General features: G+C 60.8%; 16 protein-coding genes and 1 tRNA gene. 5 read left to right on the top strand and 12 right to left on the bottom strand.

Annotation, left to right across the window (positions count from 1 at the left end; translation table 11 throughout):
- Nucleotides 1-216 precede the first annotated feature (216 nt).
- Entirely contained in the window at nucleotides 217-669 is a 453-nt protein-coding gene (locus CVS29_RS09070) for a GNAT family N-acetyltransferase (RefSeq protein WP_211315113.1), read from the bottom strand.
- Nucleotides 670-1,214: 545 nt separating this feature from the next.
- Between CVS29_RS09070 and CVS29_RS09065 the strand changes: the two genes are divergently transcribed.
- Nucleotides 1,215-3,011 (top strand): acyl-CoA dehydrogenase family protein, encoded by a 1,797-nt coding sequence (locus CVS29_RS09065; RefSeq protein WP_110106016.1) that lies wholly within the window; start codon nucleotides 1,215-1,217, stop codon nucleotides 3,009-3,011.
- A gap of 246 nt (nucleotides 3,012-3,257) precedes the next feature.
- Here CVS29_RS09065 and CVS29_RS09060 read toward each other — a convergent pair whose 3' ends face one another.
- From CVS29_RS09060 to CVS29_RS09045, 5 genes are all read right to left on the bottom strand, one after another.
- Nucleotides 3,258-5,396: an HNH endonuclease signature motif containing protein gene (locus CVS29_RS09060; protein WP_110106015.1), complete on the bottom strand. Its 2,139-nt coding sequence runs from the start codon at nucleotides 5,394-5,396 to the stop codon at nucleotides 3,258-3,260.
- Nucleotides 5,397-5,574: 178 nt separating this feature from the next.
- Nucleotides 5,575-6,012, bottom strand: a complete 438-nt coding sequence (locus tag CVS29_RS09055) for a response regulator (protein ID WP_170120945.1) — start codon at nucleotides 6,010-6,012, stop codon at nucleotides 5,575-5,577.
- Between the two features lie 61 nt (nucleotides 6,013-6,073).
- On the bottom strand, nucleotides 6,074-6,700 hold the full coding sequence (locus CVS29_RS09050; protein ID WP_110106013.1) for a histidine kinase: 627 nt from the start codon (nucleotides 6,698-6,700) through the stop codon (nucleotides 6,074-6,076).
- Nucleotides 6,639-6,899: a hypothetical protein gene (locus CVS29_RS18230; RefSeq protein ID WP_146213030.1), complete on the bottom strand. Its 261-nt coding sequence runs from the start codon at nucleotides 6,897-6,899 to the stop codon at nucleotides 6,639-6,641. Before CVS29_RS18230 ends, CVS29_RS09050 begins: the two co-directional genes overlap by 62 nt.
- A 170-nt stretch (nucleotides 6,900-7,069) precedes the next feature.
- Nucleotides 7,070-7,342, bottom strand: a complete 273-nt coding sequence (locus CVS29_RS09045) for a hypothetical protein (RefSeq protein ID WP_110106012.1) — start codon at nucleotides 7,340-7,342, stop codon at nucleotides 7,070-7,072.
- 780 nt (nucleotides 7,343-8,122) lie between these two features.
- Here CVS29_RS09045 and CVS29_RS09035 point away from each other — a divergent pair.
- From CVS29_RS09035 to CVS29_RS18445, 4 genes are all read left to right on the top strand, one after another.
- Complete coding sequence (locus CVS29_RS09035; RefSeq protein WP_110106010.1) at nucleotides 8,123-9,043, top strand: NADP-dependent oxidoreductase; 921 nt, start codon at nucleotides 8,123-8,125, stop codon at nucleotides 9,041-9,043.
- A 162-nt stretch (nucleotides 9,044-9,205) separates the two neighbouring features.
- Nucleotides 9,206-9,352 carry a hypothetical protein gene (locus tag CVS29_RS09030; protein WP_170120944.1) on the top strand — a complete coding sequence of 49 codons (147 nt, stop codon included), beginning with the start codon at nucleotides 9,206-9,208 and terminating at the stop codon, nucleotides 9,350-9,352.
- A complete protein-coding gene (locus tag CVS29_RS09025) occupies nucleotides 9,349-9,597 on the top strand; it encodes a response regulator transcription factor (RefSeq protein ID WP_110106008.1) in 249 nt (82 codons plus the stop codon). The genes CVS29_RS09030 and CVS29_RS09025 overlap by 4 nt, the downstream gene beginning before the upstream one ends.
- 154 nt (nucleotides 9,598-9,751) lie before the next feature.
- Nucleotides 9,752-9,895 (top strand): hypothetical protein, encoded by a 144-nt coding sequence (locus CVS29_RS18445; RefSeq protein WP_170120943.1) that lies wholly within the window; start codon nucleotides 9,752-9,754, stop codon nucleotides 9,893-9,895.
- A 114-nt stretch (nucleotides 9,896-10,009) separates the two neighbouring features.
- Here CVS29_RS18445 and CVS29_RS09020 read toward each other — a convergent pair.
- From CVS29_RS09020 to CVS29_RS08995, 6 genes are all read right to left on the bottom strand, one after another.
- A tRNA-Pro gene (locus CVS29_RS09020) sits at nucleotides 10,010-10,083 on the bottom strand.
- Nucleotides 10,084-10,231: 148 nt separating this feature from the next.
- On the bottom strand, nucleotides 10,232-11,773 hold the full coding sequence (gene der / locus CVS29_RS09015; protein ID WP_110106007.1) for a ribosome biogenesis GTPase Der: 1,542 nt from the start codon (nucleotides 11,771-11,773) through the stop codon (nucleotides 10,232-10,234).
- On the bottom strand, nucleotides 11,770-12,492 hold the full coding sequence (locus tag CVS29_RS09010; RefSeq protein ID WP_110106006.1) for a lysophospholipid acyltransferase family protein: 723 nt from the start codon (nucleotides 12,490-12,492) through the stop codon (nucleotides 11,770-11,772). Before CVS29_RS09010 ends, der begins: the two co-directional genes overlap by 4 nt.
- Nucleotides 12,489-13,208 carry a (d)CMP kinase gene (cmk, locus tag CVS29_RS09005; RefSeq protein WP_110106005.1) on the bottom strand — a complete coding sequence of 240 codons (720 nt, stop codon included), beginning with the start codon at nucleotides 13,206-13,208 and terminating at the stop codon, nucleotides 12,489-12,491. The genes CVS29_RS09010 and cmk overlap by 4 nt, the downstream gene beginning before the upstream one ends.
- Nucleotides 13,205-14,308: a prephenate dehydrogenase gene (locus tag CVS29_RS09000; protein WP_110106004.1), complete on the bottom strand. Its 1,104-nt coding sequence runs from the start codon at nucleotides 14,306-14,308 to the stop codon at nucleotides 13,205-13,207. Before CVS29_RS09000 ends, cmk begins: the two co-directional genes overlap by 4 nt.
- A gap of 7 nt (nucleotides 14,309-14,315) precedes the next feature.
- Nucleotides 14,316-15,479, bottom strand: coding sequence for a pseudouridine synthase (locus tag CVS29_RS08995; RefSeq protein WP_110106003.1), 1,164 nt, complete (start codon nucleotides 15,477-15,479; stop codon nucleotides 14,316-14,318).
- Nucleotides 15,480-15,484 lie beyond the last annotated feature (5 nt).

Genomic DNA, 15,484 nt, shown 5'->3' with positions numbered 1-15,484 from the left:
CGGTTCTTGCGTCAGGAACTTTTGCTCTGGCCGCCCCGGAGAGAGCGCTAGTACTGAGCATAGGATTCCTTGGACTTGAGACCACCTACAGCACCACCGGTCATGAGTGGGCCTGTTGCTGACGGATTGGCACTGGCAGCCTACTGTGTGATCCCCACGAGCCATTATTACCACCTGGACTGCGGCAATCTTGGGTCTTGGATGTGGACGGATGGCCTAAAATTCCATTCCATGCAGCGCCGCCTCCACCGGGTCCCTTTCCCAGAACAGTTGAAGAAGCGGGTGAGGTTGCCCCTGGGCATCGTTTTCTGATCGACCTACGGGCCTAAATCCACGTTTAACATAGAAAACAGCGGCACGCGGGTTCTGTTCGTTGACATCTAGGGTCAGCCGCGGCGTCTGATCCTTGGCCCACTCCAAAAGTCTGCTGCCCACACCTTTGGACCTGGCTTCATCAGCCACATAGAGCATCGCCACATGATCACGGTCCATGCCAATAAAACCTAGAATGCAGCCATTTCGCTCCGCTACATGGATTCGCAGGCTTGGGATGTGCTTGTCCCTAACCAGGGGCTCAAGCCTGTCTATCGCCTCAAGCGAAAGAAAATGGTGGGTGGCCTCAACGGAATCCCGCCAGACATTTGTCAACTCTTCAAGGTCTTCGGCCACGCGTCCAGGACGCAGAACAAGAACTGGGGCAATCACCACGATTCTCCGTTTCCTCCCCACTTACTTGCCTCGGGGGAATGATCTGGACGCACGCCTGATCCTATTACCCCGGCGTTTCCCACATTACTGTGGCACCAACCCGGGCCTGGACCAAGTGATCGAAGGTTTCTGAGCGGGCTATGACTTCTGGGCAAATAAAGACGGCCCATACAAGCATCGGCGAGATACTCATATGGGCCTAACCGCCGCTAACTCTGAGAAGAGCGCGTTGGCTATCAAGAACATTACCTCTCAACAGGCCAAAGACCTGCACCGAAACGGACAATGAGCCGCATGTCACTTTGTCCAACCGCCCCCCACTGCGGGTTCCTTCTTAGCTCACCGCATGATCCTGTTCCCACCACGGGAACCTCCCCTCACGTGGAAGTGTTTTGCGAGGCGATGAAGGAACCTTCCATCACCTTTAGAAATATGAGCCACGCCACATTACTGGCAAGTAACAAATATTCACCACAAACGGCCCGCGTCGCGGTACGCTGACGATTATGAGTGAATACCAGCCTCCAATTGCAGACATTGCCTTCGCACTCGAACATGTTGTGGGTTACCCGGACATCGCCACGTTGCCAGGCTACGAACACGCTGACCTCGACACCGTTGTCGAACTCCTGGAACAGTGCGGTGAGTTCATGGCGGAGATCGTTGCGCCACTGAACCGACAGGGGGACATTCAGGGTTCCCACCTCAAACCCGACGGCACTGTTCTCACCCCCGATGGTTTCAAGGATGCGTACCAGCAATATGTCGACGCCGGATGGGGATCCGTGCCGCTGCCCGAGGAATACGGCGGTGGCGGTTTCCCTCGCGCCGTCGGCCTTGCCATCCAAGAGATGTTTAACAGCGCCAACTTGGCATTCTCCTTATGCCCGTTGCTGACGCAAGGTGCCATCGACGCCCTGCTGCACTATGGCGATGACAAAATGAAGAACCGTTATTTGCCCAAGATGGTCAGTGGCGAGTGGACAGGCACCATGAACCTCACCGAACCGCAGGCCGGCTCGGATGTTGGCGCCCTGACCACCAAGGCCGTGAAGAATGAGGACGGCAGCTACGCCATCACGGGCCAGAAAATCTTCATTACCTACGGTGACCACGACATGGCCGAGCAGATCGTGCATCTGGTGCTCGCCCGCACGCCCGGGGCGCCTGAGGGAACCCGCGGCATTTCATGTTTTATAGTGCCCAAATACTTGGTCAACGACGATGAGTCGCTCGGCGAACGCAACAACGTGGAAACTGTCTCCCTGGAACACAAGATGGGCATCCATGCTTCCCCCACGTGTGTGCTGTCCTACGAGAATGCAACGGGATACTTGATCGGCGAAGAGAACAAGGGAATGCGCATCATGTTTGTCATGATGAACGCTGCCCGTCTGGGTGTTGGTGCGCAGGGCCTTGCAGTGGCAGAGCGCGCCTACCAGCAATCGCTCGAGTACGCGCAGCAGCGCCAGCAGGGTCTGGCCATTGGAGCCACGGGCGCTACTTCAGCCATTATCGAATTCCCTGACGTGCGGCGCATGCTCATGACCCAGCGCGCCAGCATCGCAGCCCTGCGCTACTTGATGCTGCTGGACGCAAGCTATGTGGATATCAGCACCCACGATCCCGATCCGGCAGTCCGCGCGCGGGCCGATGAGATCGTAGGAATACTGACCCCAATCTGCAAGTCGTTCGGCACTGACATGGGGAACGAGCTCACCTCGCTGGCACTACAGATCCAAGGGGGAATGGGCTTCATTGAAGAGACAGGGGCCGCCCAGCACGTACGCGACGTCCGCATTGCCGCTATTTACGAAGGTACCAACGGCATTCAGGCGGCCGATCTCGTTGGCCGCAAACTGGGGGTCCGAGGAGGCGCCTCCATTCTGGAGTTCATTGCCACCATGCGCGAAGTGGAAACGGACCTGGCCAACGCCGGCGCTGACTTTGACGGCATCCGGGAGGAATTAGAGCGTCAGTTCAGTGAGTTGGAGAGAGCAACCCATTGGATGCTCAAGACCGGGCAGGGCGACCCCAATTCCTTGCTGGCCGGCTCGACACCCTACTTGCGAATGTGGGGGCTGTGCACCAGTGCTTGGTTGCTGGCACGGGCAGCCGTTGCTGCGGCAAAGACGGATGATGCCAGCCTGGCGGACAACCAGTTGGTATTGGCTCGTTTCTACGCCCAGCAAATCCTGCCCCAGAGTGGCAGCCTGCTGGGTGCCGCAACAGCGGGCGCCACGGACCTGTTCGCCTTGGACGCCCATAGCCTCTCGGGTGCAGCACGCAAAGTGAGGAACTAGCCTTCAAATATGTAAGACTCACTCCGCCAGTCAAGGACGGTTCAACCGCAAGCCGGCGAATGCCGGCGCAAGCAGAGGAATCTGGGGCGAGCAGGCGAATCCAGCGTACTGATGGCTGTGTGTGCGTCCTTGCGAACATGACTCTTTGAGCGCATGCGTAATCGGGTGGCTTCTGTTCTTGCAGAAGCCACCCGATCGTCTTTGGTACCCCTTCCCAGATTCCCGTGCGGTCATTTGGGCCCTTGGTTATGAGCGTTTTTTGAGTTGTTTGGTGATGAGTTTCTTGAGCCATTTGGGGTATCGGGGGCGTGGGGTGTCTTCTTCTGGTGGTTCTTGGTAGGTCCCTGATGGGGTGATCCAGCCGATGCGTCCATCGCTGGTGGGTTGGGGTGTCCAGCCACGCAGCCGGATGTTGTTGCGTTCTGGTTCGTTGATGCAGCGGCGCTGCCCGTACCGGTTTTTATCGTCTTTGAAGTGCTTCATGGTGTGGTGGCGTTTACAAGCAGGGCGTAGATTCATCATGCTGGACTGGCCCCCGAACTCGAACGCTTCCAGATGGTCTAGATCGGTATCAATGACAGGGTTGGGACAATTCGCTACGTAGCAATGCCCAGCCAAGGCCTGCAGGACTAGTTTCTCTGCTTCCTTGAGCGTGTAGCGTTGCGGCTGTGCTGGCAACGCTTCACCGGTGATCGGATCCGTCAAGACCCGCAAGAACGTGGTGGACTGCGCTAAGAGAAGCCGGGCAATGTTCTCCGGAACTGGCCCAGCCAACGGGCCAGCTAGTTCAGCGGGTTCATCCGTGATCCCCAACAGCCCCAACACCGGAACTTTCAACAAGATCAGCGCTTTGGGTAAGGGCGGATCCGTGATCACCTTCGAGTGCGCCACCGCCTCCAACTGCCTCAAATACTCTCCTTGCGGATCCTCAAAAATCCCATCCACCACACCATCGATAAACCCCGATCCATCCCCCACCAACTCACCCACCAGCACCTCATCCCCCACCACAGACCCGCTGGTTTCAGGCAGGACGGTACCGCTAAAGGGTTGCGAGGTGGGATTATTTGCTGTGGTGTGAGCGAACGATTCACCGTCCACAGCAGTCCACCCCGGGGCTACCTCTGGGTTTAGCTCTGGGTTTAGCTTTGGGTTTAGCTCTGGGGCTGCAGCAGTGTGCGGGCCCGTGCTTGAACCGGGGTTCGGGCTGGTGTTTGAGCTGGGGTTCGGGCTGGTACGCGGGCCGGTGTAGTGCCAGGGTGCTTCTTCCTCCGCGATCCGCACTCCCCCGAACCAGGCATTGTTCCCGTCCGAGGTATTAACACGATCATGTAGCCCATCACCCCCAACGGAACCCTCACCACCTCCAGCACTGCCGCCAGCCCCCGCGCCGGCCCTGGCACCAGCCCTGGCGCCGGTGTTGCTGTTGCTATTGGTGTTGGTGGGTGGTGGTCCTAGGAGCAGGGTTGCGCCTACATCGGCTCTGAGTTGGGTCAGGGTCCGGTATTCACGGCAGTCTTGGCCGGTACCTGCTTGGTCCGCATGGGATTGGGCTGTGTTCGCATCGGCTTTCAGTGCCCTGGCTAGGCGGGTGCAGTTGGTATAGATACCTTCAGCGGCCATGGTGGGCACGTACAGGGTGAGCCACGACATCCCGTCTTTTCCCGGTAAACACGTCATGGCCCGTTGCCGAAAGGCTTCCTTGGTCCGGGTTGCCATGGTGGCTGGGAACATTGATTCCCGTGCCCTGCGTGCTTTCGCTTGAAAACACGCCACGGTCGTGTTCAAGACCAGCTTCAACAACCGGTCCTCGAAGAGCAATAGCTTCTCATCGCTGATATCGCCGTGCTCATTCAAGGTACCGAACTCGTCCATCATGACCGTGGCGTGACGGAAGGAAAACAGGCCATTACTTAGCCCGGCAAGGACCCGCGGGTGAGAGTCAGCCAGTTCAGTACTGTGGTGAGCTAACACTGCAGCAGTACGTTCCGGGATACCCAGAACCAGCCCAAGATGTGTCAACGCGGAGGATTCCATCAATCCACGCTGCCAGGAATCCAACCCGATCACCCCGGCTTCCACTCCGGCAGCCCCCACAACCCGGGCCACTAACGAGGCCTTACAAGCGCTGAGCGCGTCCTCGAGTTTCTTCAATACACCCAGCGCGTGCAGGCCTTGGTCATACACCTCACGAGCGATCCCCACCACGGACGCCGGTTCAGGATCAGGAACCGGGATAGGGATATACAACGGTAAGCCCACCAATACTGGCGTGTCAGTGCCAAAGGGTTCAATAGAAGGAACAGTCACCGCGGCAAGGACCGCAGCCACATCCTGTGTGGCTGTACCGCCCCGGTCCCCGGGGACCTGCTCCCGAATACTCATACCCCCATTTTAGTCTTACCGTAATCAATACGCAATAGATACCCAAACAAATATTCGATCCACTGAACGGGAACCCACCCCATGCGCCCGGCAACGAAAACCAGGCGGCTAGCCCATATGAACGTCAATCTGCCCGGTCTCGTCCGGGTTGAAAACGAGGCGGCGGTTGGCGATCTTGTCAGTGAAGAAGCGGTCGTGACTGTCCACCAAAACGGCGTCCAACAACGCTGCCAAACACTGTTCCCCCAGCGGCCACCACCAGCACAGCCTGCACAATCTCATCCCGGCCCGCACCCTTGAGCAAGTACCCGCAGGCTCCCGCGCGGATGGCCCCGAGGACTTGTTCATCGCCGCTGTGCATGGACAAGACCAAAACGGGGATGTCAGGATAGGCCCCAGTGATGCCGAAGATGGCGCTGGTGCCGTCCACTGCTGGCATATCCAAGTCGGTTAAGACCACATCAGGGCGTTCGCGCTCAACTAGCAGCATCAGTGAGGGGCCGTCGCGCGCGTGACCCACCACAGTCAGCTCAGTCCCGGCTGCGAGCGCAGCGGCAAGCCCGTGAAGGAACATGGTATGGTCGTCGGCGATGATCAGGCGTACAGGCTTATTCACCGGGAACCCTCCCAGTCTGGATAATCCCCGCCCGCCGAGGAATTGATGCTCATGCTCCCACCTAGTGGCTATGACCCTGGTGACCCTGACCCGCATGGATGCCAGCCCAACCCCGTCGGCGGGATGAGCGCGGAAGCCATTGTCGTCGTCGTCCACGGAAACAGCCAGCAGGCCGCACCGGCAGCACATGGGCAAGCCCGTGCCTGACTAGGGCCTCGGGGAGGAGCCCGTCCAGGATGCGCCGGATCTCGGTCACTGATGCAGCAACCTTCCTATCCAGCACAGGGACTAGGCGGGCAAGCTCCCCGCTGACGACGTCCCTGAGGGCTGCCAGTCCCAGCCCGACGCCGGTCAGCGATCCGAGGCCGTCATGCAGGTCCCCGCGCAGGCGTTCACGTTCACGGGCCGTAGCCTCGAGGACGGCGTCGCGCTGGTGGGCCAGTTCCGCCGTGAGGGAGAGTGCATGGATCTCGGCGGCAAGTTGCGGCGCCATGGCCCGCAACATCCCCTTGTCCCACCCTGGGTAACGCTCCCCCGGCGTCCGGCCATCCAGTTCAAGCGTGCCCGCATCCCGCCCGCCCAGGGTCAGGGGTGCGGTGAACACAGGGCCGACGGCGCGTTCCCCATCAACGGTGGCACCCGGCACCCCCACAGAGGCGAGCGTACCGAGTCCTGACACGGCGGACATGGGTCAGCACCCTTGCCGTAGAGGAAGCGGTCCACTGCACGCTGGTGAGCAGGGGGCTGATGCCTACGGCAATGAGGGCCGCCGCCACAAGGGCTGTCACGGGGTCTCCTGTCAGGCGTGCCGCGGCCACAGCAAGCACTGCCGCGTAGACCGCCATGATGCACCCCATCAGCAGCGCATAGACGAGGGCACTGCGCATCAGTGCCTGGATGCCCAGCAACCGGTAGCGCAGGACGCCTACGGCTATGGCAACGGGGAGAAAGGTACAAGGACAGACTCAGCACCCACTACCCGGGCACTGTTCCGCCAAGGAACTGTTCACCCATCAACAGCGCCACCGTGACGATCAGCCACGTGAGTTGCTGGCGTTCAGGGTGCACCGTCCGGATCAGCCGCAGCCAGCACTTTCCCCAGAGCCATAACACCCGGCCGCATAGACCACGGCGGCGCACCACACCCAAGCGCACCGGTACCCGGAGTCATCCCCGCTGCAGCAGCACGGCAGTACGGCAGTACGTCACCGGCCACCAAGACCACAGTGGGCACTATCCATACCCTGCCTAGCCATGTTCCGGTCGGATACAGCACAGGCAGGAGGCCTATCAGCAAAAAGATGGAGAGCGCCGTGACAGTGGCAACCACCCCGCCCATCATGAGTCAGCCCAAGATGTTGCGCCGGCGAAGCCAGGCTGGTGCGGCTCCGGGAATGGCCCAGCTGGCACCTACCACGGCCTGGGCAACGAACGGAATGGATTGGCTCAACGGCGTTAACCTAGTGCGCCGGAACACCACTTCGGCCCCTCGCCCGCACAGGCGCCAGCCACGGCTATCAGCAACAGCCCTGCAATCACCAGCCGGTTAAGTGCCCTAGGCCAAGTCTCCCGGCAGGACGCGCTTGGTTCAAGGGCTGGATCCCCCTCCGGCTCGGGCAAGACGCCCGGCCCGGCGGGACCCGCACCCCTGTTTATTGCTGATTCGGGCCGGGAACAATGAAAGCTCCCGTACTCCATGCCCAGCAGTTCAGACACACCCATAAGGCGCGGGAGAGCCCACCATGAACAAGCAATCAGCTCTTGCGACCGCAAAGCCCCTTGTTTGGCGGCGGCACGTCTCTCCTCTCAAATTCTGTATGGTGGCGCCGGACAGGTGGCAGATGGCCGGGCATGCGGCGGTGGCCGGGTTCGGCTTGGCACTGGCTTGGCACCGAGCTGCGCGGGGCCGACACCAGCCCGACCTCGGCCTGCGCCAAGGGATCGGCCCGCGCCAAAGGATCGGAATTACTCAAGTAACGCAGTGTTGCACACCTGCCGGGAACTGCAATACTCAAGACAGGGTGGCCCGCCCACTTGAGGCTGACCATCCCCAAGGGCAGGCCCCGGTGCCACGCCACCCAAGATCAAGCGCAGGAGAGTTGTGCAAACAATGAAAGCCTTTGTCTCCCCGAGCCCCGGGAGTCAGCGCGTGGTCCTCGCGGAGGTGGCCATACCGGACATCAGCGACGATGAGTTGCTGGTGCGTGTCCATGCAATTGGCGTAGGTATCCACGACTCCTACTTTCTGCCGACTGATGCCATCTTCCCCTATCCCGTAGGAATTGAGGGCGCTGGCGTCATTGAGGCTGTGGGTGCCAAGGTGGCAGGCCATCTGGTAGGTGATCGGATTGCGTTTGTCAGTTCAATGCAAGCAAAAGGTGGCACATGGGCGGAGTTTGTTGCCGTCAAGAACGGATCGCTCATTGTGCCGATTCCTCACGGCATGGACTTTGTGAGCGCCGCGGCGGTGCCTGTCGCCGGCAACACCGTGCTGCGTGCATTGCGGGCGCTGCCGCCCATCCGAGCTGGAGGTTCGCTGTTTGTAGCAGGGGGCTCCGGCGCCATCGGCACACTGGCCATCCCGCTCGCGGTGCGGCGCGGCTGGCGGGTAGGCGCCTCTGCATCTGCCGCTAATCGCGGCTACTTACTCTCACTCGGTGCGGATTTGGCTGTTGACTATCGCGACCCCACCTGGCCAGAGCAGGTTCTTGCCTGGCGGCCCGGAGGCGTAGATGCGGCCCTGGCAATCCAGCCCGGAACATCTAGTGCCAGCCTGCCCGTGGTGAAGGACGGCGGATCCTTGATCAGCATCTCCGGTGATGAGCTGACGCGGGAACGCGGCATACAGACGATGGGCGTCCCTTATGGCCTTGACGTGCAGCAGGAACTGGTGGAGGTCATGGCGGACATTGTTCGCGGAACCCTCCGTGTGGAACTCGAACGGGTGTTTCCCTTCGCACAGGCCCTGGACGCATTGGCGAAAGTACGCACACGCCATGCCCGGGGAAAGATTGTGCTGGCGATGGAGTGAATGGGCGCAGGGGCGCCAGGCTAAGACGCACCGGAGACCACAGCACTGGCACGTCCAAGAAGGAACGGCAGCCAGCAACCCACAGGATAGCGGGCGGCCCTGCTGACCCTGACTGTCACTGACGACGGCGGGGACCCGGACTCGTGGCGCCAAGGACTGGGTGTGGTGGCCGAGGCTGCGGGCGCACGGGCCGCCGTGGAACTTGTCATGGAATTGCGCCCCGATGTGGTGCTGCTGGATCTGCACATGCCAGCACTGATTAAAGATGAGGTGACCCACGGCGGCTGGTGCAGGACCTTCCCGGTGTGAAAATTTCCGTGTTGACCATGTTCGAAGATGACGAATCCGTGTTTGCCTGTCTCAAGCCTGGGTTGCTCGGCTACCTACTGAAGGAAGCGGAGCAAACGGCCATTGAGTGGGCGGCGGCCGCGGATCTTGGCCTTGGCAGCAAAACCATCTGGAATTTGGTGTCCAACGTCTTTGCGAAACTAGGTGCCGCAGACAAGGCACAGACCATTATCAAAGCCCGCGCGGCAGGGATGGGCCAACGGTAACGGGTACGTTCAGCCGCACTCGGGCACAGTGCCCGGATGCAGGGGACCTGGTCCTCGGGCGGCGCCGCGCGCCTACTTGAGCATGGCGGTACCCCACATCGACAGGTTTGCCCGGCCGCTGTTCCTATCTAGCTGATTAGGCAGGAGTCCACCCATGTTTTCGCTTCGAGCCGGCACCTCACCTAAAAACCAAGAACGGACCACACAAGCCCATCGATGGTTATTGCTGGCGTTTCGCATCTATGCCTCGTTGCTGGCACTGCTCTTCATTGTCTGGTTGGCCACTGCCATGTCCTAGGGGCCAACCCAGGAAGTCTCTGGGGAAGCCTCACGTCACCGCCGAAATGTTAGTGGGCAACAAAAAACCGCTCAAACTCTGGCTTTCACCAGTGTTTGAGCGGTTTTGCATCGGTCGGGCTGACAAGATTTGAACTTGCGACCCCTTGACCCCCAGTCAAGTGCGCTACCAAGCTGCGCTACAGCCCGATTGGTTCGGTCCTTTGGAAGTTATCTTCCGTGGCTGAACCATCGGAAAAAAGTTTACCCCATATTCTCGGGCGCCTTGACCACTTTGACTGTGATTGGCGTCTCACACCCCGGCCGGAGTGATTTCCGGCCGGGGAAGGGGGACTGTCTACTTCTTTTTGCTGCGCTTTTCACGCACGCGCATGGCAACTTCAATGGGCGTTCCCTCGAAACCGAAGGTTTCACGCAGGCGGCGCGTAATGAAGCGGCGGTAGCCCGGGTCAAGGAAGCCTGTGGTGAACAGGACAAACTTCGGCGGACGGTTCGAGGCCTGGGTGCCGAACAGGATACGGGGCTGCTTGCCACCGCGCACGGGGTGCGGGTGCTCCGAGACCAGTTCGCCCAGGAACGCGTTCAGACGGCCCGTGGGGATGCGGCGATCCCAGTTTTCCAAGGCCAAGTCCAAGGCGGGGACAAGCTTGTCCTTGTGCCAGCCCGTCAGGGCCGAGATGTTCACGCGCGGGGCCCAGCTTACGTGTGCCAGGTCCTGGTCAATTTCACGTTCCAAGTACTTGCGGCGCTCATCGTCCATCAAGTCCCACTTGTTGTACGCCAACACCAAGGCACGGCCGGATTCAATGGCCAACTGCAAGATGCGCACATCCTGCTCGCTGAGCACTTCATCAACGGCTAGCAGCACCACGGCCACCTCAGCCTTTTCCAACGCTGTCTGGGTGCGCAAGGAGGCGTAAAAGTCAGCACCTTGTTGCATGTGCACGCGGCGGCGAATACCAGCCGTGTCCACAAAACGCCAGGTGCGTCCACCCAGTTCAATCATTTCATCGACGGGATCGCGAGTGGTTCCGGCAACGTTGTCAACAACTACGCGCTCTGTTCCGGCCAGCTTGTTCAGCAGCGAAGACTTGCCAACATTCGGGCGGCCAATCAAGGCAACGCGGCGCGGGCCGCCGGTACGTTCAAGACCGGCTACTGCGGAGAATTCCGGCAGAACCTCCAAGACCTTGTCCAGCATGTCTGCCACACCGCGGCCGTGGACCGCCGAGACAGGAAGCGGCTCTCCCAAGCCAAGGCCCCACAGCATTGCCAGATCGGCTTCCTGGACCAGGTCATCAATCTTGTTACCTACCAGGATGACGGGCTTCTTGGACTTACGCAGCATGCGCACAATGGCTTCATCTGATGCGGTAATACCCACAATGGCATCAACCACCAGCAGAACGGCGTCAGCCATCTCTACGGCAATTTCAGCCTGCTCGGCCACACGCAAATCAAGTCCGCGAGCATCCCGCTCCCAGCCACCGGTATCGACGAGCGTGAAAGGGCGCCCGCTCCAGTCGGCGTCGTACTGGACACGGTCACGGGTCACGCCGGGAGTATCTTCCACCACTGCCTCGCGGCGGCCGAGAATTCGGTTGACCAGCGTGGATTTACCCACGTTGGGCCGTCCCACAATGGCCAGAATCGGGTTCTGCCGCGTGGGGTCATAGTCCTCGCCGTCGTCGAATTCGCCGGACAGCAAGGCCGCGTCAGCGTCGTCGAGCTCGTAGTTGGCTAGGCCTGCGAGGAGGCCTGCTGCGCGTGCGTCGGCGTCCTCATCGGAAATGGCCGCCAGCCGCTCAGCGATCTGGTCGGTGCCTGTGGGCACGTATTCCTGGTCATCAGCGGGTGTGGCTGATTTGGAGTCGCTCATGGTTGCTGTCCTTTGTGCTTTGAAGATAGGTGATCATCCGCAGGCAAATCCTGCCCTGTTGCGGCTTGGGATGCGGCAATGTGTGACGCCAGCCGCAGGCGAATTTGTTCGGTTGCTCTGTCCATTGAAACACGGCCGGAAACACCGGGTTCACGCGTGATTGTCAATGGTTGTCCAAACACCACATGCATTTTGCGCCGTGGTGAGGGAATTTTATCTCGATGTTCTCCCCGGTTCCGGGTGCCAAGTACGGCAACAGGCACGACGGCGGCCGCTGAGTTAAGTGCCAGCCACGCCACCCCGCTATTGACGTTCGCGGCGTCTCCGCTCCCCCGGGTACCTTCTGGCAGGATCCCGACGCAATCACCACGGTCAAGGACCGCTTTGGCGTATTGCAGTGCGGCACGGTCCCCTGATCTATTGACGGGGATCTGTCCGGAGGCTTGTAATACCCAGCCCAGGAAACCCTTGAACATGTCATGGCGAACCATGACGTGCATGTACCGGCTGCTCGCCCCCACCATGACGGGTCCGTCCAGGTAGCTCAGGTGATTGGCGGCAAACACCACAGGACCTGTGACGGGAATGTTCTCCAGTCCCACCACAGCGGTGTTGTACACCACATGGTCCAGGAACCGGCCCAGCGGACGGCTCCAATGGGTTCTCCACCGTGGCGGGGCGGCCGAAATACTCCGCAGCTGTTTTTGCTTTCCACTCATACAGGCGGACCCGCGTTTACGGCCCTGCGCACCACGGCGATGACGGCGTCAACGGTCGCATCGAAGTCCAGATCAGAGGAGTCCACGGTGTACACGCCGTCGGCCGCACGCTGGAAATCGACCACGGTGGAGTCCTTGGCGTCGCGTGCCAGGACCTGCTCGGCCAGCTGTTCGGCACTCTGGGTGCCGCCCAATTGCAGGCCGCGCCGGCGCAGCCGGGCTTCCTCGCTGGCGGTCAGGATCAGGCGCGCCTCGGCGTCGGGGGCAACCACCGTGGTGATGTCCCGTCCCTCAACCACGATCCGGCGCCCGTGTTCTGCAATGAGTGCTTGCTGGCGGCGGATCAGTTCGGCGCGGGCGCCAAGGTTGGTGGCGACGGCGCTGACGGCCTCGGAAATCTTCGGTTCTCGGATGGCGGCGGTGACGTTAATGCCGTTGATCGTGAACATTTCCGTCCCCGGGTCCATGCTCTGTGCCATTTTGACGGTTCGCGCGGCCGCCTCAACGGCGGCCGCGTCGGCGAAGCTGATGCGGCCGTTCAGGCAGTGCCAGGCCACGGAACGGTACATGGCACCGGTATCCAGAAATGCCAGTCCGAGGCGTGTTGCCACGGCCTTGCTGACGCTGGACTTGCCGGAACCGGAGGGGCCGTCCACCGCCACCACCAGGGATTTGCCCTGGCGAATCTGCTGTTCTGTTACATCTGCATTGCTCATTGAAGTACCTTCCACCCGCGTGCCGTCAATTCCTCCACGAGTGCCACACGCTTGGCGGGCAGCACCGAAATTTCCACCATGCCAACCTGCAGCCCCGCCGAGTGGTCCATCCGCAGGTCTTCGACGTTGACGCCGATCTCACCAATTTCAGTCAGCAGTTTGGCGATCTGTCCGGGCTTGTCATCAACTAGAACCGTCAACCAGGAATACTGCTGAGGCGGGCCGCCGTGCTTGCCAGGAATCCGGCTCTGACCTTCATTTCCTTCGGTCATGAGCTGGGCCAAATCCAGGCGTGCCCCGGGAGCTGTTGGAGCACTAAGCGTGTTGATCAACCGATCCAAATCGGTACGCACCCCCTGCATGATCTCCAACAGTTTCGGTGCGTTGGCACCGAGAATCTGAACCCATAAGGCAGGGTCGCTGGCAGCGATCCGGGTCACATCGCGAAGCCCGTTCCCCGAAAGCGAGAGCGCGGCTGAGGGCGATTCCGCCAGTCTGCTCGCCACCAAAGACGCCATGACCTGCGGCAGATGCGAGACCAAAGCCACGGCAGCATCGTGCTCCTCAGCGGTGAAACGGAACACCACGGCGTCCAAGTCAATCGCCAGCGAATGCGCCACCTTGATAGCGTGGGCACTACTGAACTCTGAGGGACAAAGCACCCAGGGCATCGAGTTGAACAGCTCGCCCCGTGCTGCCACAGGGCCGGAACGTTCACGCCCTGCCATGGGGTGTGTGCCCACGTAGCGGGCCAGCGCGCCCGGCGCCAGAGAGTCCATGGCTTCTAGCTGAGCCAAGATGGCTCCCTTGACGCTGGCAATGTCAACCACTACGGCGGACGGGTACTGGGTGAGAGCCCCGGCCACTACCTGCGCGGAGACATCCGGCGGCGCAGCCACCACTACCAGCTCTGGGTGCAGCTCTTGCGCCGGGACGAAGGCGCGCCCGGCACCAATGTCTACAGCTACGGCCTGTGCCGACGGAGAGGGGTCGCTGAGGACCACGTCAAGACCGCGGGCCCGCAGCCCCAAACCAATGCTGGCCCCCAGCAGCCCGCTGCCAAGGACCAGCACGGCTCCGCTCAAGTGCGAAGGATTCATCCGCTGCTTACATCCCCACATCTGAAAGCAGGAAACCAATTTCGTGACGGCCCAGAACCCGAATGCTGCCCTGACGCTGATCGCCGAGAGCAATGGGGCCGAACTTGACACGCACGAGGCGCTCCACCGGATAGCCCACGGCGTCAAACATGCGGCGCACAATGCGGTTCTTTCCGGAGTGCAAAACTACCTCAGCCAAGACGTGGCCGGGGGTGGAGTCAACCAAACGGAAGGAGTCAACTTTCTGCCAACCATCTTCTAGTTCAACGCCGTCCTTGAGCTGAGCGCCAACGCCGTGTGCCATGGGCCCACGGACCTGTACCAGGTAGGTCTTGGGGATACCGTATTTGGGGTGGCTTAGGCGGTTGGAGAGTTCGCCGTCATTGGTCAGCAGCAACAACCCTTCCGTGCCGGTGTCCAAACGGCCAACGTGGAAGAGCCGCTCCGCGGTCTGGCGCTTCTTGAGGAAGTCGCTGATGCAGGGACGGCCTTCGGGGTCTTCCATCGTGGAAACAACACCCTTGGGCTTGTTGAACACCATGTAGACCAGTTCATCATTAGTCTGGATGGTCATGCCGTCAACGACGATTTCCACTGCTTGCGGATCAACCCTTAGCCCCAGCTGGTTGACGGTGACGCCATCAACCTGCACGCGACCTTCAAGGATCATGTCCTCGCACAAGCGCCGTGAGGCCACACCGGCCATGGCCATGACCTTTTGCAGGCGCACGCCTTCGGCATTGTGAATGTCAATGTCGTCAGTGGTGCGCAACGGGCGGCGGTTTTGCTCGGTGGGGCGGGCCTTACTGGAGCTGACGGTGCGGCCATACTGCTCATTGTTGTAGGGGCGGGCACCGGTCTGGCTCGGCTTACGAGCGCCGGTCTTGGGCTTGTTGGCAGCAGCCTTGGGGCCGCCCAGTTTGGGTGCACCTGACTTGTACCCGCTTGCGCTGGCTGCACTAGCCTTCTCGGCGTTGTAGCCTGCGGCACGAAGGGCGCCGGGCTTCAGGTGACCGTCGCCGGAATTGGACTTGTAGCCGCCTGATTTGGGTGCGCCAAACTTTGAACCGCCGGACTTGAAGCCTCCGGTCTTGGGCGCGCCTGAGCGGGGCTTGCCGCCGCGAGGCTGGTTTTGGCCGGAGGAGTTTCCGGAACGGGGTGACGGTGTCATTACAT

Source organism: Arthrobacter psychrochitiniphilus, from assembly GCF_003185915.1.
Classification (GTDB): Bacteria; Actinomycetota; Actinomycetes; order Actinomycetales; family Micrococcaceae; genus Specibacter; species Specibacter psychrochitiniphilus.
Note: the sequence above shows the minus strand (reverse complement) of the source record. Positions and strands in the feature narration are given on the sequence as shown.